The sequence below is a fragment of the Maritimimonas sp. 2405UD52-3 genome (assembly GCF_056591715.1).
The window spans coordinates 113,461-133,894 of the sequence record NZ_JBWQOL010000004.1; the positions used below are offsets into that span (position 1 = coordinate 113,461).

At 39.3% G+C, this 20,434-nt stretch carries 12 protein-coding genes; 11 read left to right on the forward strand and 1 reads right to left on the reverse strand.

What is annotated here, in order from left to right; all coding sequences use genetic code 11:
* Positions 1 to 16 precede the first annotated feature (16 nt).
* From AC1EU5_RS10700 to AC1EU5_RS10750, 11 genes are all read left to right on the forward strand, one after another.
* The gene (locus AC1EU5_RS10700) at positions 17 to 1,474 is read left to right on the forward strand and encodes a DUF1501 domain-containing protein (RefSeq protein ID WP_480192381.1); all 1,458 of its coding nucleotides are present in this window, start codon (positions 17 to 19) and stop codon (positions 1,472 to 1,474) included.
* Positions 1,475 to 1,489: 15 nt separating this feature from the next.
* Positions 1,490 to 2,590, forward strand: a complete 1,101-nt coding sequence (locus tag AC1EU5_RS10705; protein WP_480192382.1) for a 6-bladed beta-propeller — start codon at positions 1,490 to 1,492, stop codon at positions 2,588 to 2,590.
* Between the two features lie 18 nt (positions 2,591 to 2,608).
* On the forward strand, positions 2,609 to 4,915 hold the full coding sequence (locus AC1EU5_RS10710; protein ID WP_480192383.1) for a glycoside hydrolase family 78 protein: 2,307 nt from the start codon (positions 2,609 to 2,611) through the stop codon (positions 4,913 to 4,915).
* Positions 4,916 to 5,325: 410 nt separating this feature from the next.
* Entirely contained in the window at positions 5,326 to 7,857 is a 2,532-nt protein-coding gene (locus AC1EU5_RS10715; RefSeq protein WP_480192384.1) for a TonB-dependent receptor plug domain-containing protein, read from the forward strand.
* A gap of 70 nt (positions 7,858 to 7,927) precedes the next feature.
* Entirely contained in the window at positions 7,928 to 8,815 is an 888-nt protein-coding gene (locus AC1EU5_RS10720; RefSeq protein ID WP_480192385.1) for a VOC family protein, read from the forward strand.
* On the forward strand, positions 8,812 to 10,098 hold the full coding sequence (locus AC1EU5_RS10725; protein ID WP_480192386.1) for an alginate lyase family protein: 1,287 nt from the start codon (positions 8,812 to 8,814) through the stop codon (positions 10,096 to 10,098). The genes AC1EU5_RS10720 and AC1EU5_RS10725 overlap by 4 nt, the downstream gene beginning before the upstream one ends.
* 26 nt (positions 10,099 to 10,124) lie before the next feature.
* The gene (locus AC1EU5_RS10730; protein WP_480192387.1) at positions 10,125 to 10,952 is read left to right on the forward strand and encodes a carboxylesterase family protein; all 828 of its coding nucleotides are present in this window, start codon (positions 10,125 to 10,127) and stop codon (positions 10,950 to 10,952) included.
* 25 nt (positions 10,953 to 10,977) lie between these two features.
* Positions 10,978 to 11,415, forward strand: coding sequence for a glycosylhydrolase-like jelly roll fold domain-containing protein (locus AC1EU5_RS10735; RefSeq protein ID WP_480192614.1), 438 nt, complete (start codon positions 10,978 to 10,980; stop codon positions 11,413 to 11,415).
* A complete protein-coding gene (locus AC1EU5_RS10740) occupies positions 11,412 to 14,300 on the forward strand; it encodes an alpha-L-rhamnosidase (protein WP_480192388.1) in 2,889 nt (962 codons plus the stop codon). The genes AC1EU5_RS10735 and AC1EU5_RS10740 overlap by 4 nt, the downstream gene beginning before the upstream one ends.
* A gap of 210 nt (positions 14,301 to 14,510) precedes the next feature.
* Positions 14,511 to 17,555 carry a SusC/RagA family TonB-linked outer membrane protein gene (locus tag AC1EU5_RS10745; RefSeq protein ID WP_480192389.1) on the forward strand — a complete coding sequence of 1,015 codons (3,045 nt, stop codon included), beginning with the start codon at positions 14,511 to 14,513 and terminating at the stop codon, positions 17,553 to 17,555.
* A 9-nt stretch (positions 17,556 to 17,564) separates the two neighbouring features.
* Complete coding sequence (locus AC1EU5_RS10750; RefSeq protein WP_480192390.1) at positions 17,565 to 19,133, forward strand: RagB/SusD family nutrient uptake outer membrane protein; 1,569 nt, start codon at positions 17,565 to 17,567, stop codon at positions 19,131 to 19,133.
* 267 nt (positions 19,134 to 19,400) lie between these two features.
* Here AC1EU5_RS10750 and AC1EU5_RS10755 read toward each other — a convergent pair whose 3' ends face one another.
* Positions 19,401 to 20,303 carry a hypothetical protein gene (locus tag AC1EU5_RS10755; protein ID WP_480192391.1) on the reverse strand — a complete coding sequence of 301 codons (903 nt, stop codon included), beginning with the start codon at positions 20,301 to 20,303 and terminating at the stop codon, positions 19,401 to 19,403.
* Positions 20,304 to 20,434: the final 131 nt, after the last annotated feature.

Consider the following 20,434-nt stretch of genomic DNA (forward strand, 5'->3'; position numbering starts at 1 on the left):
GGATCAAAATAATAAGATGAACTCACGTAGAGAATTTATAAAAAAAATGACAGCGGCAAGTATTGCTGCGTCAGCAACAACTATTCCCGTGGCAAGTTTTTTAAGTTCCTGTTCACCTGAAGTTAAAAAAATCGCGGCATCAGCAGATAGTGTTGTTTTGTTATGGATGGCAGGTGGAATGGCACACACAGAGACTTTTGACCCTAAAAAATATGCGCCTTTTGAAAAAGGATTACAAACCAATAGTTTATTAAGTACGTTTCCAAAACATCCAACAGCAGTTGATGGTTTAGAGTTTTCTGAAGGTTTGCAATCTATCGGTAGTGTGATGGATAAAGGTGCTATTATAAGGTCTTATAAAGCCGCAGATTTAGGTTTTATACTTCACACAAGACATCAGTTTCACTGGCATACCTGTTATGAACCACCACAATCGGTGCAAGCACCACATATTGGTGCTTGGATAGCAAAAGAATTAGGGCCGGCTAATCCAGTAATACCGCCTTTTATTTCAATTGGGCAACGTTTTACAATGGGAGAAGCAGAAGAGTTAAAGGCGTTTCATACCGCTGGTTTTTTAGGCAGTGAGTATGGCCCATTTTTAATTCCTGATCCTTCAGAAGGTTTAGATAGTGTACGTCCACCTCAAGGCATGTCTTTAAAGCGTTTCGAGGCACGTTATAAACTGTATAAAGAATTAGCTAATAAAAGTGAAGTGATGGAGCAAGCGAGCGATTATCAGAGAGAATCGCTAATGCGCTCAATGGAACAATCATACTTACTTTTAAACTCACCAGAAGCTAAGGTGTTTGATTTATCTCAAGAGTCGAAAGAAACATATAATACTTATAACACAGGACGGTTTGGACTAGGATGTTTACTAGCGAAGCGTTTAGTGCAAAACGGTGGGCGATTTATAAGCGTATCTACAGAATATGAACCTTTTTTAGGTTGGGATACACATGCAAATGGGCATACTAGAGCTAAACAAATGAAAGCTTTAATTGACAGGCCTGTAGCACAATTAATAAAAGATTTAGATGAATCCGGTCATTTAGACAGAACCTTGGTTATTCTAGCCAGTGAATTTAGTAGAGATGCTATTATGGAAGGACGTCCGGGAGAAGAAGTTAGAGATCAGGCAAGAAGACAACCAGATAAAATTGAGCATATTAGACATTACGGAATGCATCGTCATTTTACTGATGGTGGCTCTATTTTAATTTGGGGTGGAGGTGTTAAAAAAGGATTGGTTTACGGTAAAACGGCGGATGAAAGACCATGTGTTTCTATTGAAAATAAGGTAGTTATAGATCAGGTGCATCAATCTATTTATCATGCATTAGGGATCGATTCTCAAACGCATTATGAAATAGAAGGCAGACCGTTTTATACAACGCCAGATGGTAAAGGAGAACCTATATTGGACTTGTTTGGAAAAGAATTAATTGCATCAAAAGAAAGCAAAGCATAATAATGAATATAATTCATGACTAAGTCTAAAATAAATCGCAGAGCATTTATAAATTCTACGGCAAAAGCCAGTTTGGGCTTGGCTGTTGTTCCTCATTTCAACATATTAAAATCAAAGCCTGAAATGTTTGAAGACATCATTGGGCATGGAGATTTTAAATATAAAGTGCATAAATCATGGGGAGATTTAGATCGAACAATAACACCTGTTAAAAATTGCCATGAAATGGTAATGGATTCGAAAGGGCGCTTGATTATGGTGGGAGACAACACTAAAAATAACATTTTGATTTATGACAAATCTGGAAAACTTCTAGATTCTTGGGGCATTCGCTATAGCGGAGGTCATGGTTTGTCTTTATGGAATGACGGTTCTGAAGATTTTTTATTTATATGTGATTCTAAGGGAGAAAGCCTAATAAAAACAACAACAAACGGTAGAGAATTAATGATTATTGGGCATCCTTCTGAATATGGTGCTTACGAGAAAAAAGATGAATTTAAACCAACGGAGAGTGCTATTGGTCCTAATGGAGATATTTATATTGCTGATGGTTATGGCTCAAACTACATACTTCAGTTTACAAAAGATGGTGAATTTATTAGAAAGATTGGAAGTGGCAGAGGTACAGGTCAAGACCAGTTTCAAACCGCCCACGGTGTGTGTATTGATTATCGCAGTAAAGGAAATCCTACTTTGTTAATTACATCAAGAGCTGCAAACTGTTTTAAACGTTTTACACTAGACGGTAACTATATAGAGCAAATAGATGTACCAGGAGCATTCGTATGTCGCCCTGTAGTTCATAATAAAAATCTGTACTCAGGAGTTTGTTGGTCATCAAATACAGGTTATAAAGAAGGAGATCAGAGTACACATCCTTTTAAGACAAGCCCTAAATCGGGTTTTGTTACTATCTTAGATGAAAATGGAAAAGTAGTGTCTAATCCTGGAGGCACAAAACCTATCTACAAGAAAGGAAAACTGCAACATATGGCACAAGAAAAACCCGTTTTTCGTCATTGTCATGATGTCTGTGTTGATAACGATGAAAACCTCTATGTGTGCCAATGGAATGCGAACAAGACATACCCTATAAAATTAGAAAGGGTTTAATTTGAATTGAATAATAGTATGAGATTAATCGTCATTTATTTTTTGTGCTTGTGTTCTGTAGTCCAGGCGATTGAAGTGAAAGATTTGAAATGCCAGTCTAAAACAAATCCTATAGGAATAACAACAGCGAGACCGAGCTTTAGCTGGACTTTTGTCGGTGATGATAAAAGTCCGGAGCAAGGTGGTTTTCGTATCATGATGGCCTCAAGCATTGAAAAACTCAAATATCCTGATATCTGGGATACAGGCCCAACCAGTAAATCTGAAACAGGCCCTTATCACTACCTTGGAGAGCCATTAAAATCTGGCCAAAAAGTTTACTGGAAGGTAACTGTATGGGGTAACAACAGAGGAGTTAAACACAGTGAACCGGCATGGTTTAAGATGGGTGAAATTGTAAATCCAGAAAAACCATTTGAACCTCCAGTCTTTGAACAAAAGGAAGGTGTTGTACAAATCATTTTAAATCCAAATGATGAGGGAAGAACGTTTGAAGGCATTGGTGGTGTAAGCGCAGGGGCTTCAACCGATTTATTGTACGATTATACAGATCCATATCGCAGCAATATTCTAGATATTTTATTCAAACCTAAATTTGGAGCAGGTTTTCAGCACCTTAAAGTAGAAATGGGCGGAGGAGAAAACTCAACTTGTGGCTCTGAGCCATCGCATGCTATCACGCGTGAAGAGTTAAAAAATCCAGTTACGAGAGGATACGAGTTTTGGTTTATGAAAGAAGCCAAAGACAGAAATTCAAACATGATTTTGGAATATCTGCCATGGAGTTTCCCTGGCTATCTAAAAGAAGATATTTATACAAAAGAGTCAGCTGAATATTTTGTAACATTTTTAGATGTAGCTAAAAGAGATTGGGGCATAGACATTGATTGGGTAGCGGCAGCCGAAAACGAGAACTATACCGATCGCGATTGGCTGGTGAACGATTTAAAGCCTTTGCTTAATGCCAGAGGTTATGAGAATGTAAAAATTCAAGGTCCCGATGACAATAGTGGCGATTGGCAAATATTTGAAGAGCTGGAAAAAGATCCCGAGTTTGCGAAGGTAATCGAGGCAGTTGGTTACCATTATGTAACCGGACGGGAGTTTAATGAAAACATGGTAGATGGTCGGGGACGCCCAACGACTGAAAAAGCAAAAGCATCGGGCACCCCACTTTGGGCTAGTGAAGACTGGAGCTGGACCGGAAAAGAATGGGGTGGTGCAGGAGCACTTAATTTAGCTCGTTTATTCAATAAGTTTTACATACGCGATGAAATTACGAAAACCTTAATTTGGGCACCTATTGGTTCAATTTATGAATCGGTTACTTGGGATAAAGCTGGAGCTATGAAAGCAAACAGCCCATGGAGCGGTTATTATGAATTATGGCCAACCATTTGGGCTATCGCACACACCACCCAGTTTGCAGAACCTGATGGTTGGAATTATCTCAATGATGGTTGTGGTCTGTTTGATGCATCAACATACAAAGGTAGTTGTGTTACTCTTAAAGAGAAGCGAAGCGATAACTGGAGTATGATCATTTGTACCGAAGAATCGGAAACCATAGAAGTGAAGATCGAGAATGGACTATCAAATAAGATAGTACATGTCTGGAAATCCGATGAAGATGAGCAATTTGTTCAGCAGAGCAGCATTATTCCAAAAAATGGAGTGTTTACCATTGAGCTAGAAGCCAAATGCATTTATTCATTAACAACTACGAGCGGTCAACAAAAAGGGCAATACAAAATACCTGAGGAAACTGCTTTTCCGTTTCCATATAAAGAGAATTATGAGAATAGGGAAGTAGGTGATTTGCCAAAGTATCATTCAGACCAAACAGGTAGTTTTGAAATTGCCAAAAAAGAAGACGGAACAAACTGTTTAAAGCAAATAAATCCGGAACAAGGTTACGACTGGATGCGCATTTACCGACGGTCAAATATTAAGCCTAATACCTTGATTGGAGATGTAAACTGGAACGATTTTACTTGTAGCGTCGATGCTTTTATCGAAGGCGGCAATGTAGAACTCGGCGGTAGAGTGCGGGGCAGTTATTTGAGAGGATATCGCTTTATTCTAGGAAAAGAGGGGAAATGGAAACTTGTTTTTGATAAAAATATCCTTGCAGAAGGCAGTATCAATCATTTTGATGGAGGACTTTGGCACAACATAAAACTTCAGTTTCGTGGTAAAGAGATTCAAGCCTTTGTTGATGGAGAATTTATTACTAAGGTGAACGATGAAAGTAGATCTGGCTATGTTCTATTGGGAAGCTCTTATCATACTAATATGTTTGATAATTTGGTGATATCAGATTGAAAATAGTATGACGGTTTATGGAATTGAAGAAGTTAAATTTAATAAGAATTACTATGGTAATTTTTACATCTGATAATGGTGGGGTAGTATTTAAATAATAGACTAAAGCCATTATTAAAGCTAATTAGTGCCTTAGTAATTCTTATTAAATTTTAGACACATGAAGATTCACCTAAAAAATTATAAAAGTAACAACCTATTCACAATACTGTTGATACTATTTGTGATATTAATATCAAGTTGTTCTAATTCCGATGCTGGGGTTTCACTTGCGAACCTTAAATTTGAATATCAAAATTATATAGAATAGAACTTTCTAAAACAATAGTATTACTGAATATAGCAGGACATTTAGGAGCTAATTTAACACATGGCTTTAAAAAGTATTTAGATATAACATATTTCGATCGATGAAAAAAATGAAACGACATACTACTTTTCTTCAAATAGTTATTCTATTGTGTTTAGTTTTTGAAATTTCTGCTCAGGAAAATAAAAGCTTGGAAAATATATTGGATAGCCTTATCACCTATACGAATAGTAATACTCCAGAGAAAGTTTATATACAAACCGATAAAGATCTCTACACCAGTGGGGAGACCATCTGGTTCAGAACCTATGTGCTGAACGGGATAGCGCACACCCCTAGCACTATGAGCAAGGTCGTTTACGTAGAACTGGTCGATTCAAAGGACAACATAATCGCGCAGCAAAAACTATATGTAGAATCCTCGGGAGCTGCGGGCGATATAATGATTCCTGGGGGAATGGAAGAAGACACCTATGTACTACGTGCCTACACCAAATACATGTTGAACGAAAAAGAACCCGTACTTTTTCAAAAGGAGATCCCAGTTTCATCAACACAAAGCGATTGGAATGAAGAACCTGATAAAGGTTCAAAGAAAAAAGTAACGAACAACAAAGCACCAAAACAAGGAAGTGTCAAATTAAGAACAACTAAACCCGTTGTGCAATTCTTTCCGGAAGGCGGTGATCTTGTGGTAGGTTTAGAAAGTGTTTTGGCTGCAAAAGTCACCGATTCAGAGGGCAACGGTCTTTCTATGGAAGGTAAAATTCTCGATCAGAACGGTGATATGGTCTCGCTCTTCGATAGTTACGAATTTGGTTTGGGTCGGTCCGCTTTTAAGGTGAAACCGAATACCGATTATTACCTACAAATCCCATTCGATGGTAAGATGGTAAAGTATTCACTACCCCAACCTTTATTAAAGGGTTATACTTTGCGGATCATGAACCGCGGTGAGCATATAATGATAAGTTCATCTACAAACATTACCAATGGTCTACAGGGTGCACTACTGATAGGTCATATTCGTGGTGATGTAATCTTGAAGCAGGTATTAAATGATAATGCTAAAAACACTAATACCATAAAATTGCTCACTTCCAAACTACCGGATGGAATTGCACATTTTACCTTGTTCGCGCCAAACGGCGAGCCAGTAAGTGAGCGCCTGACATTTATCGAAAACCCTAAAAACAACTTGGAATTATCGCTAAAAACAGATCAACAGGACTATGGTTTACGTGAAAAAGTTAATGTGAACCTTGCCCTAATTGATGATAAGGGAAAACCGCTTAATGGCGATTTTTCGATGAGCGTATTTATCCAGAATGAAGTGCAGAAGGATGCGAACAACATAAAGAGCTGGTTGCTATTGAATTCCGATCTAGGCGGAACGATCTCGAACCCGAGCTTTTTCTTCCGAGAAGATGTAAAAGGCCGCGAGTATTTGTTAGACTTACTCATGCTTACCCATGGTTGGCGGAGGTTCACTTGGCAATCCCTTATGAACGAAAATGTTCGTAAGGAAGCACCCTTCTTTCCCGAAAAGGGTATTATGATAAATGGTATCACTACTGCGTTCAACAATAAGTACCAACCAAAAAAGGTACTTGCGACCTTGAATATCGTTGCAAATGAATTGATACAGGAAAAAAAAATGACCAATGCACAGGGCAGATTCAGTTTTGGCCCGTTTATTTTTATGGATAGCATAACTGCAGTTTTAAACGCGAAGAAGGTACCTGAATCGAAAAAGAACAAAGACCGGTTGACCATACAACTGGACCCATACTTCCCTGAGGTAAAGGTCAAAAATTATATCGAACGAGAGAGCCGTACCAAAACGGTAAGGGGAATTCAAAAGAAACCTTATCCCCTAAGTAAGGTAGCACAAAACATAACACCCGATTTCAAATACGACCCCAATGTCACTAATTTGAACGAGGTCGTAGTGAAAGCGAAAAAAAAGAAAACCCGACAAGAGCTCTTAACTGAAAAAATGAATGCTCGAACATTACATGGACAAGCAAATAACAGACTTATTCCAGACTCTATTCCTGGGGTGGGTCCAGGATCGCCCACATTCGATATGTTAAGATCTGTAGGTGGGGTTCAGATTTTCGGTAACTTTCCAAATCAATCGGTATCAATAAGAAAGGAAGGGGTTCTTTTTGTACTAGATGGTATCCGAGTCTCCCCTGATCGTGTTCAAACTATTCCTATTACCGATGTATTGTTTGTAGATGTACTTAAGGGAGCTGAAGCTACTATTTATGGAGGTTTAGGTCCTGGTCGGATTGGTGGTGTCATAGCTATTTACACCAAAAGAGGTGATGATATCCCGCAAAAACCAAAAGTACTTTCAGGGGTTAGTAATGTGACAATTCCCGGTTTCCATAAGGCAAGGGAGTTTTATAAACCCAACTACGCAATCGCAAAACCAGCGCATAAAAAGCCTGACTACCGCAGGACATTACATTGGGAACCGGATATTAAAATCAAAACTGACTCGGCATCCAAATTGAATTTCTATACCGGTGATACCGCGGGCAACTATGTGATACGGGTAGAGGGTATAACCTATGACGGTAGGCCAGTGAACGAATTATACAGTTTTAATGTTCTAAATTGAAAATCTAAATAGTATTTACTAAATCAATGCTGATTTTCGTAAATTTAAGCTTAATGTAAACGGAAAAAATATGAAGAAAATAGTCGTTATCATCCTAGTACTTTCTTTTCTATCCATGGGAAAGAAAACGGAAAAAGCACTTCCCATATTGGGAATAGCCCATGTGGCGTTTCAAGTCTCGAGCTTGGAACAATCACGTGCTTTTTATACTGCTTTTTATGGCTTCGAATTCGCCTTTGCGGCGTATGAAGATAGAGAGGCTTGGTATTTAAAAATCAACGACGACCAATTCGTGAAGTTGATTTCAAAACCCGGTGGGACGGACGATAATCGGTTAGTGGAAGTCGCCTTTCAGGTTTCAGACATCAAAACTACTGTCGAAATGCTCAGAGAACGAGGGCTAGATCCAACACCAGTGGAAAAAAAGTCCGATGGTACCCTAGAAAGTGCTCTCGTAGATCCGAACGGTCATAAGCTGTTTTTTGTTGAATATACTCCCGGTTCAAAGCAGACGCTAACGCGAGGTAAGCATCTAGGGGCAAGGCGGGTTTCCGATCGTTTGCTTCATGTGGGCATCACAGTAGCTGACGAAGAGGTGGCCAACGAATTGTATCGAGACGCTTTAGGCTTTCAGGAGATCTGGCGAGGATCCCGTAAGGAGGGTGGTCCGGATGCTTGGGTGAATATGCAGATACCAGGTGAGAGAGGTGACTACGTTGAGTATATTCTTATAAATGATATGAAACCAAGTCGAAAGCAAATGGGTAATATGCATCATATGTGCCTTTTGACCGATAATATTCAGAAAGCGCATCGCGATATGCTGTTTAATGCCTTGCCCGATATTGAACGTCACGAGCCCATGATTGGCCGGAGCAACCGCTGGCTGTTTAATGTGCACGATCTCGATGGCACGCGTAGTGAATTAATGGAATCAAAAGAGGCAGTAACTAAATGATTAAAATGATAATGTTATCTCGGTTCTCGCTGCTGGCAATCCTGTTTTTAACGGTTAGTCCTATGGTTCTTCCGCAAGCGGGTTTTGCACAAGACGTGTCAGCCGCCGCCCTGGTTGGAAAAGAGAATCCTCGGTTCTTCGGAGCTAAACGCGGAGCCTTACCCAAGGTGAAGCAAGGCATTGCCCGAAATGAGACCTCGCTTATGCCAGCCTACAAGGCCCTGTTAAAGGCTGCTGATGAAGCTTTAGCAACAAAACCCCCAACGGTAACCGATAAAAAACGACATCCAGTCACTGGCAATCTGAATGACTACTACACTCAGGCGCCTTACCTTTGGCCCGATCCTTCGAAGTCAGACGGTCTGCCATACCTGCCAAAGGATGGTGTAATCAATCCGGAATCCAGAAACCCCGATTTAGCCGACTATTCGCGCGGCCAGCAGATAGGGCACTTGGTGGAATCGCTCGCCCTAGCCTATTACCTAACGGATAAAGAATCGTATGCGGCACATGCAGCCCAATGCCTGCGGGTTTGGTTTATCGACCCCGAAACGCGGATGAACCCGCATCTACAGTATGCCCAGGCCGTACCAGGTAGAAACCAAGGGCGGTATATAGGGATGATCGAAGCTGGCGGTGTAGTGCAAGCAGTCGACGCAGCGGGTTTATTGGATGGATCCACGCATTGGAGCGAAGACGATCGGGCGGCATTGGAGATATGGATAAAGGACTTTCTAGATTGGTTTATGAATAGTGAGTATGGTCGCGAAGAGGTACAGATGCGACAGAACCATGGCACCATGTTCGATGTAAGAGTTGTGCGGATGGCGCTCGCCTTGGGTCAACATGACCTAGCTCGTGATAAGCTAGAATCGGTTAAAGAAAACCGTATCGCGCTTCAAATAGAACCGGATGGGGCCCAACCCATGGAACTGCGTCGTACCAAGTCGTTTAATTACTCCGAAATGAATTTGACGGGACTCATAGAGCTAGCGACACTCGGGGAGTGGGTCGGAGTCGATTTGTGGAGCTACGAGACAGGAGATGGCCGCAGCATAAGGCAAGCATTGGAATTCCTTCGACCATATGTCGAGGCAGTGCCAGAAGGCTCGCCTCCTAAGGTCTGGCACTACAAGCAGGTTGTTCCCTATCTGCCAGAGATTCTCGCTCCTGCATTTCGTATGGCGAGTTTAGGGTATCAGGATGAGGAATACGAAGAGATTGTTTCACAGTTCCCTGATTTCAGAGCATCAAGTTTTCAGCTAAAGCACCCGAAACGTTAGTTTTGAGGAATTACTAAATAAGAATTATGAAAAAAATCAGTTCAATTTTACTTTATCTATTTTGTGTTTCGGCTTTATTGGCACAAAACGAAATTCAATCTGAGCAAAAAAAGACGACAGTAGACTCAATTTTGAATCCCGCCCTCAATAAGACATTAGAGGAAATAAACGATCGGTTCGAACATGTCGATGTCGAACTTATTGAGTGGCCCAATGAGCTGCAAAAGAAATTGGGGAAACTGAAGAAGATTGCCTTTTTGGCTTCTCCCGTGAAGAAGCCTACCGGTAAATTGCCATTACTTATTTCATTGCATGGTGGAGGGGGCAAAGAAATGAGCTTAGAGCGACAGCTTGCCCGATCAGCGAAAGTTAAAGGCTTGGGGTTGGCAGAACTTGCGAAAAATGATTTGGTGTTGCTGGAGCCGAACACGGCGGGGAATTGGGATGTTAGTTCACTAAATGTGATGCTCGATTACGTTCTGAAGAATTATCAGGAGATCGATGCGAATCGTGTTTATCTGATGGGGCATAGCATGGGTGGTCGGGGTACCTGGGCTTGGATCAATGAATCTTCGAATCGTTTCGCGGCGGCAGCGCCCTGTGGTTTCTCAGCTGGTGAGACCGGTGATGCGCAGCGCTTGGTAAACTTACCGATTTGGGGCATGGCAGGTGGAGATGACGGAGATAGAGCCACTGGCATCAGAAAGATGGTGAAGCGCTTAAAAGCGGCGGGGAACAGGAATGTGAAGCATACGGAATTTCTTGGAGCTAATCATGCTCAAGGAAATGCGGCTGTTTTTAGTTCGGTGGAGTTGGTCGATTGGATGCTTCAATTTTCTAGAGAGATGGATTAAATGACCTTCGACCCATTAAGTTAACATAACTTTAAGTGTATATACAGAGAAAAAGAAAAAGGCGAAAATGAAAAAATATATAGGTGTGATGCATATCGCGGCAGAGTTTTTTATTAATGGTCAAAACGCAGGGCTTGCTTGGATGCCACCATTTCAAGTAAATATTAGTGATCACATCAAAGTGGGTCAAAATCATTTGGAACTTCGAGTGACCAACCAATGGAGCAATCGATTAATTGGTGATGAACGCTATCCCGCGAATGATGACGGATATCTATTAGGCCCGCATCGTGCTACAGATTTAATTATGCCGGCTTGGTATACCAACAATCAATCAAGGCCCTCTGGTAAGCGAACCACTTTTACCATGGCACCATTTTATAAGAAAGATAATCCCTTGATGCCATCAGGCCTCTTAGGGTCCATAACGCTCAATTTTTTGAAAACTATTCAATATAAATGATGGAGAAAATACATACGATCTTAAGAAAATTCTACTCCAATAGGCTTTTTGTTATCCTTTGTTTTGGCCAGTTCTTTTCTTGTGGTGATGACGTCAAAATATCACGGCTTACTTTCACGAAAGTCACAACGAATTACAAAGAAAATCCAACCTCGATAGAAAGCGAAAAACCAAGATTTTCCTGGGTTATTGAAGCAGAGGGATTTAACAAATCACAATCTGCTTACCATATTATGGTTGCAAGTGACAAAGGCAAACTTAACGAACAGGATGTAGATATTTGGAACTCTAACAAAGTGGAATCTGATAAGTCTACCTTCGTTCCTTACGAAGGAAATGTTTTACAACCTATACAAACCTATTTCTGGAAAGTGAGGATTTGGGATGAAAAAGGAAATCCATCAGAATGGTCAAAAGTACAAACCTTTCAAATGGGTTTGATCAATGAGGGCAATTGGGGTGCTTCTAAATGGATAAGCCTCAACAAGGATACAAGAACATCTCCACACCGTTTCAGAGACTATAAAACAGGAAAAATGAAGAAAGCTTTTCCTGTTGATGGCTTTGCTGCTAGTTATTTTAGAAAGCAAACCAATATCAATAAGCAAGTAGAAAAGGCAGAGGCTTATATCTGCGGCCTGGGATATTATGAGTTATATTTAAATGGCAATAAAGTGGGCAACCATGTGTTAGACCCAGCACCTTCCAACTATGATAAACAAGCCTATTATGTACATTATGATATTACTGAGCAGCTCAAATCTGGAGAAAATGCATTCGGAATTATGTTAGGTAATGGGTTTTACGGACAAAATATTTCATGGAAAAACGACCCAGAATCTGAAAGAGATTTGGCATATGGACCTCCTACGGTGAAACTTTTGGTTAAAATCAAATATACCGATGGCAGCGAAACCGATTTTTTTACCGATAAGACCTGGAAAGAAGCCACCGGGCCTATTGTATTCAACAATATCTATGGTGGAGACACCTATGATGCAAGATATGAGATCAATGGCTGGAACACGACTGGATATAATGATAAGCGTTGGGGCAATGCAAAAGAGGTTTTTCCAAAAGTTAAAAGAATAAGTGCGCAGCAAATACCACCCATCAAAAAATTAAAAGAGTTAGATCCTCAAAGAATATTCAAAGGTGCTGATGGGGAGTGGATCGTTGATTTTGGGCAGAACATTGCGGGTTGGGTACAATTAAATGTGCAGGAAAAAGAAGGTCAGCTCATCGAAATTACAACTACCGAAGCTTTACGTACCGATGGCACCGATATTTTTCAAGGATCTACAGGCGGCGGGGCCAACGGAATGCCTCAGATATACAAATACATCTGCAAAAGTAGTGCATTTGAATCTTGGGAACCAAAATTCAGTTATCATGGGTTCCGCTACGCGAAGATTAAGGGCATTTCGAAAAAACCAGATGCCAATATGATCAAAGCAGTGCTCGTAGCCAGCGATATTCAGGAAACCGGAAGTTTTAGTTCGTCAGATGAGTTACTGAATAAAATGCACAATATCAGCAAATGGACGATTGTTGATAACCTGCATGGCATCCCTGAAGATTGCCCACATCGCGAAAAATGTGGTTGGCTTGGCGACGCCCATGCCTTTGCAGAATATGCCTTGTATAATTATGATATGTATGATTTCTATAAAAAATACATGGAAGACATTCGTACTCAAATGCGACCTACCAAAGGACACAACGATCCCGATATCAAATTTCAGGTACCAACCATGATCGCACCTGGAAAGCGCACTTCAACCTATGCAAAAATAGATTGGGGCGTGGCCACCATGTATCTGCCATGGTATAATTTTTTGTATTACGGAGATGATACCATCATTAGCGACTATTACGAAGAAATGAAGGGGCTTACGAACTTTTATCTTTCTTTTAAGGACAAAAATGGCATTATGCAAGATGGTATGGGAGATTGGTGTCCACCACGCTGGGATAGGAGAAAAAACCCAGGCGCTATGGAATGCGATCCCATTATTTCGGCAAATGCCTATTTTTATGATGTACTCGGAATTATGGAAAGGTTTGCCAAGATGAATAATGACCCTACCTATGAAGCTCAAATGAAGATGGAAAAAGAGGCACTAAAAGAAGCATTCAATACTACTTTTTTAGTTGATATTCCTGAAACAGGTCATAAGTGGTATGCAAGTCAAACGGCAACGGTACAGGCATTACAATTTGGAATGGTACCGGATAAGGAAATAGAGAATGTAGTTAACGGTTTAGTTCATGATATTGTTGAGGTCAAAGGCGGACATCATTCAACGGGGATTCATGGTAACAGGTATATTTATACGGTCTTAACTAAAAATGGAAAGGCTGATTTAGCGTATCAAATATTAACAACTCCAGATTTCCCCAGTCAGACGTATGTTATGAACTCAGGGTTCAGTACATGGCCAGAGCGCCAATTTGAATGGGAGAAGATGGAAGGGCCAACGAATTCATTAAATCATCCCATGCATAGCGGTTTTGCTGCTTATTTTTATGAATCGTTAGGAGGAATTAAATCTACCTTTGAATCTTCCGGATATAAAGAATTTACAGTGAACCCAAATTTCCCCCAAGAGATTACTCAAACTTCAGTTACAGTTCCTACACTATATGGTACTATTAAAAATAATTGGAAAACGAATGGTTCCAATTTTTCCATGAGCTTAGAAGTTCCATTTAATACCAAAGCTAAGATTGAAGTAACAGAGAAGGAATTAGAATCCTTGAAAATCAATGGAACTACGTTTGAAGACTACAGTAATGAAAACGGAACACAGGTTATTAATAATTCAATCTTAGTTTTAGGTTCAGGAAAATATGTGATTGATTATCAACACTTAAAAAATTAATATTAACACGTGTTTATTTTAAATAAGTCATTGTATTGATGAACGATTTACACTCTTAATAGAATTACTGGATGCACAGCAGTCAAAGATCAATAATTCGGTGAATTATCGACGTTAACAGGATAGAACAGGACAGTTACAGATGCGACAGGACAGTTATTAGCTGCTTAGAGAATACTTTTAGTTCTACTAATAACTAAACTAATTTTTATGGATTTAATTACGAAGGTTAGAACACATTCAAGCTCTTGCAGAACATGGATGTGTCTGCTATTAATGTTGTTTTGCATGGCAATGACAAATGCACAAACGGTAACTGGTACCGTGACCGCCGAGGGCGAGCCTTTGCCCGGAGCTACGGTATCGATCAAAGGTACTACAACAGGTACAACTACCGACTTTGACGGGAAGTATACCATCAATGCAGATTCGACGGATACACTTGTTTTCTCATTCCTCGGATATGGCGCGAAAGAAGTTTTGGTTGGTAACCAAACAGAAATTAACGTGGTGCTGGAACCAAGCAATACTCTTGATGAAGTAGTAGTTATTGGTTACGGAACACAACGCAAATCTGATTTGACAGGATCGGTAGCAACCGTTAGTTCTGAAGATATAACAGCTGTGCCTGTAGCAAGAGTAGATCAAGCATTGCAGGGTAGAGCTGCCGGTGTGCAGGTGACACAAGTAAGCGGAGCACCTGGAGCAGGCACAGCCATAAGAATAAGAGGAGGTAACTCAATAACAGGGAGTAATGAACCACTTTGGGTTATCGATGGTATTATTGTGGGCACAAACTTCAATTTGAATAACCTGAATACCAATGATATTAAATCTATTGAGATTCTGAAAGATGCTTCTTCAATTGCTATTTATGGTTCAAGGGGTGCTAACGGGGTTGTTTTAGTAACCACCAAAAATGGTGCTAACATTGGTGGTGGTAAGCCACAAATAAGTGTAGGTGTTTATACGAGTACACAATTAGTGCCGGAAAGGCCAGATTACCTAAATCAGGCACAACAAATAGAATATACCAACGCTGATGCTATAGCTAGGGGTGTGGCCGAGCCATTTCCTGGAAATGCATCTGACTACCCAGATAATGACTATTTAGACCTTTTATTAGACGCATCACCTATTTATAATGTGGATGTTTCTGTAGCTGGTTCTTCAGAAAATGGAAGTGCAAGCTATTATAATTCGTTAAACTTTTTCGAACAAGATGGTCTTATAGAGAATTCAGGAATACAAAAATATATATTTAGGTCTAACTTAGATTTTAAACTAAGTGACAAATTGAAAATAGGAACTCGCATTAATTATTCAAGAATTAAACAGGATAATGCTCTTGTGTCTTATGGAGGTCTTCTTGGTATTTTACCAACCCAGCCCGTATTTAATGATGATGGTTCTTTTAACGGGGCAAATGAAGTAACAGGTAATCCGTTTAACAATCCCGTTGCCACATCACAATTAGATATAAATGAGACTTTTACAAATAATTTGCTAGGTACGGTATATGTAGAGTATAGCCCTATTGAAAATTTAATTATTCGTTCTACTTTTAATCCGGATATTACGAATTCTAAAAGGAACCGATTTATATCTAGCCAACGACCAGATCTACAACCGGGAGACAGTAATGCTAGCGTAAGCACGACATCTTCCATCGGATGGAACAATGAAAACACAGTGCAGTACTCTGGAATAATTGGTGAAGATCATAACTATACGGTTTTAGGTGGTGTTTCTTTCCAGAAAAATACTGTAGAAACTTCATTTGCACAAGCTTTTGGCTTTACAACTGATGCCATTACATTCAACAACTTAGGATTGGGAAGTGATCCACTGAGAAATGTAGTAGGTTCAGGCTTCAGTGAATTTCAAACAGTTTCCTTTTTCGGAAGAATTAATTATTCGTACAAGGATAAGTATTTATTAACATTGGTTGGTAGAAATGATGGAAGTTCTGTTTTTGCTCCTGGTAATAAATACGAGTTTTATCCTTCAATAGCCGGAGCTTGGAAGATTACAGAAGAACCATTTATGCAAGATCAAAATATATTTAAAGATTTAAAATTAAGAGCTAGTTACGGTAAGTCCGGAAATCAGGCCATTTCACCCTACAATACCTTAGGTGTTTTAGTTGAGGGAAATACTTCTTTTGACGGTGCTGAGCTTCCTGGTGTTGTCTTGGGAAGACCGGAAAATCCAAACTTAAAATGGGAAACAACAACGTCATTTGACATTGCTTTGGAAGCTTCGCTTTTTGGAGGTAGAGTATTTACAGAATTTAACTACTATCGTAAAGAAACAGAAGATTTATTATTAGATGTAACTATACCTAGGCAAACTGGGTACACAAGTCAATTACAGAATGTAGGGTCTTTAGAGAATACAGGTTGGGAATTTCTTGTGAACTCTACTAACGTTCGCTCGGATAATTTCAATTGGAATTCCACCATAACCCTTTCTTCTAATAAAAATAAGGTATTGGATCTTGGCGGTCAAGAATTTATAGATGTAATTACAGATCCAATTTTAGGAGCAGGAAACTTAAGAATAATTGTTGGAGAAACCGTTCCGGTATTTACAGGAGCACGGTATTTAGGAACTTGGAAAAGTCAAGATGAGATTGATGCTTCAGGACAAAATCCTGCAACAAATGCTGTTGGTGGTCCTAGATATGAAGATTTAGATGGGAGTGGTGATATTACCCCAGAGGATTATGTGGTGCTGGGTAACCCATTTCCGGATTTAATTTATGGATTTGAAAACAATCTTTCTTACAAAAATTTCGACTTAAGTATCTTTATTCAAGGTACTGTTGGTAATGAGGTTTGGAATACTAGAACGCGTAATAGTTTTTTCATTCGCGGGGAGCTTCCGAAATATGCCGAAGTTGCTAACTATTGGTCACCTGAGAACCCAACGTCTGACATTCCTAGACCAGGATTCGTTGAAGGAGCTTATGTTCCCAATTCTGTCGATGTTGAAGACGGCTCACATTTGCGTTTAAAGAATGTAAGACTTGCTTATAATGTACCCGTTGAAAAAATCGGATGGAAAGGTGTAAAGGATATGCAAATTTACGCTTCTGGAACTAATTTATTTATCCTTTCTGATTTTAGACTAATTGATCCAGAGACGAGTCAATATGGTAGAACCGGTCTGGGAAATATAGCTCAGGGATTTGCCGGAGGAGAGTATCCCAATGCCAGTGTTTTAAGTTTTGGACTTAACGTAACTTTTTAAAGAATAGATATGAAAACAAAAAATATATTTTTATACGTATTTCTAATTTTCGCAAGTTTTAGTTGTGAAGATTTTTTAGAAGAAGAACCACGAGATATTATTTCTCCGGAAAATTTCTTTGCCTCGGACGCGGATGCCAAACAAGGTATCACAGGCATTTACTCCATAGTTAAAAATAACTCTATTTATGGACAAGCAGGACTAGATAATTGGTACGACAACGGGGTGGATATTATAGAGCCTAACCGTACGCATCCAATTTTCGAGGTAATGGGTAATTACACATTGAGTGAAGTAACTGCTGACCTATCAAATCAGTTAATGAGTGTAGCAGATACTTGGCAGAATCTGTATAGAGTTATTTTAAATACCAATGTTATTATTAATAGGGTTTCAGGAAATGCAGCGATTTCAGAGGATGTTCAGACCGATGTTATCGCAGATGCTAGATTCATACGTGCGATGGCTTATTGGCACATCACTAACCTTTGGGGCGACGCACCTTTTTATACGGAAGTTCTTACCTTAGAAGAGATTGGTGCACTAGGAAGAACTGATCAACAAGTTATCTTAGCCAGTGTATTAGAAGATTTAGCGTTTGCACAAAATAATCTGCCATCTGTATTTCCAGCTGAGGATAGAGGCAGGGCCTCTAAGTGGGCTGCAGCTATTATAGAAGCTAAAATACATATGAAAGCTGAAAATTGGCAAGCAGGATTAGATAAATGTCTTGAGATAATAAATCAGTCACCTCATAGTTTACTACCTAATTATGCAGATGTATTTGATCCAGAAAACGAATATAATGCAGAAATTATTTGGTCCTTAGATTTTGCTAAGGACATTACAGGTCAATTTGAGCCAGCGTTTCCAGGCCGTGCATTTGCTGGAAATAATTATTGGAGGCCAAGTTTGTTTAATCCCCGTATACGTGATGAGCCTGCTAATGCAGCAGATAGGGATCCATTAAGAGCGGCTTTGGCAGCTAATGGAGAAGAATTTAATGGTACTGGACTTCAGATAGCATCAAAAGACTTTGCTGAAAAGTTTCCTTTGAACGATCTAAGAAGACCTTTGAATGTTATGGGTTCTTACGAGGGCTTTCAATTAAATCATACCTATATGCCTAAGTTCATGAATCTCAATTTTGAGACTTCGCCCCGTTTTAATCATGGCGACAATAGATTGGTATTTAGATTGGCGGATGTTTATTTAATGGCTGCAGAGTGTGAAAATGAGTTAAATGGTCCTGCGAATGCATATCAATACATTCATCCCATACGTCAACGTGCGTATGCCACACAAGCTGAATGGGAACTTGTGGGCTTGAGTCCACAAGAATTTAGAGAAGCCATTTACGATGAGCGTAAATGGGAGCTGGCGGCTGAAGCACACAGAAGATACGATTTAATTAGATGGGGCATTTATTTGGATGTTGTTCGTAATGCAGAATTTAAAACGTATACTCCAGGTGCAAACATACAAGATTACCATGTTCTGTTGCCAATACCATTATCAGAATTACAATTAAATCCTGCTTTATTAGAATCAGATCCAACAAATAATGGATATAGATAAGAATTAGTATTTGAGTTAGTTAGTTTTTATACAATCGAAGACCGAAATAAACTATTTCGGTCTTCTTTCTTTTACCATATCGTTCTAGTTAAGTAAGTACTAATTAGTTTTAGGGACAAATGCTATTTATGAGAAATTTATCTTGTCTTAAGATCAGTTATGGCGTCGTTTAATTTCATGAACCTAGATAAATGAAATATAAAAAGGTTGGGATTTCCCAACCTTTTTATATACTTCAAGATTAAAACTTAATCTCCTCGAAAAAAACTAGTCTATTTCTACTTTTTCATACGTAGTACTTGCCCACCTAATTTGAGCCCTGCCTCCTTTAACTCTATATGCTCCATATCGAATACCAGACTGCGTACCTCTTTCTGGTTCTGGAATATTCCAATTGAAAACTGTTCCTCCAATTACTGCATCTGCGTACTGTATTTTTTTCGTAGCGTCATCAGGATCTTGTCTAAACCCTACCTCCAATTCAATGTCTGTGGCCTCATTTTTCTTAATGTTTTTCAGAAAAATAAAATCCCTTCCTTCCGCTCCTGATCCACCTCTATAATTAATTTGTTCTCTATAGATATCGAATGATACTTGAACTTGTTCACCTTTACTATTTGTTCCATAAACAGGTTTTGCCAAATACAAGCAAATCGCCGGATCAGCTGAACCCCCACCTCCAGTGTGTTTGCCTTTAGCTTGCATAAAATAGCTACCATCATCATTGTCTCCTGTAGTATCGCCCACTTCAATGATTCTAACTATTCCTGAAAATCTGGCATAACTTCCTACTCCTGTAGTTTGAGATCTGTTTAATGACCGTTCTATCCTCGGTTGTAAACCGTTAGTATCTATATGATTTGAACCTGTCGTTATGTTGTATACACCCCAAAATTTTCCGTAAATAGTACTTTCTTTGTAATTAGCGTAACAACTTCTATCGTCAATTGTTCCTACATTAATAGGATTTACTATATCCGTTTCTCTAACGGTATTAGTTCCCGCAGCTGTACAAGTGGTAAATTCACCTGTTTCTTCATCACTCGGTTCTTCTTCTATAATTGCTTCTTGTATGTCTTCAACAGGAGTATCATCTTTTTCACAAGAAACGAAACCTATAAAAACAATTAATAAGACAATTGACCCAAGTTTAAAATTTAAACTTTTCATGAGGCTTTTTTTTGTTTTAGCAAAAAAACTAATATAAAATAAATGAACCATCCTGAACCATCCTGAGCCATTTTAAATGAAATGCTTTCTACAGATTTGTGCCCTCATAATTAGTTCGCAAAAAACCATAT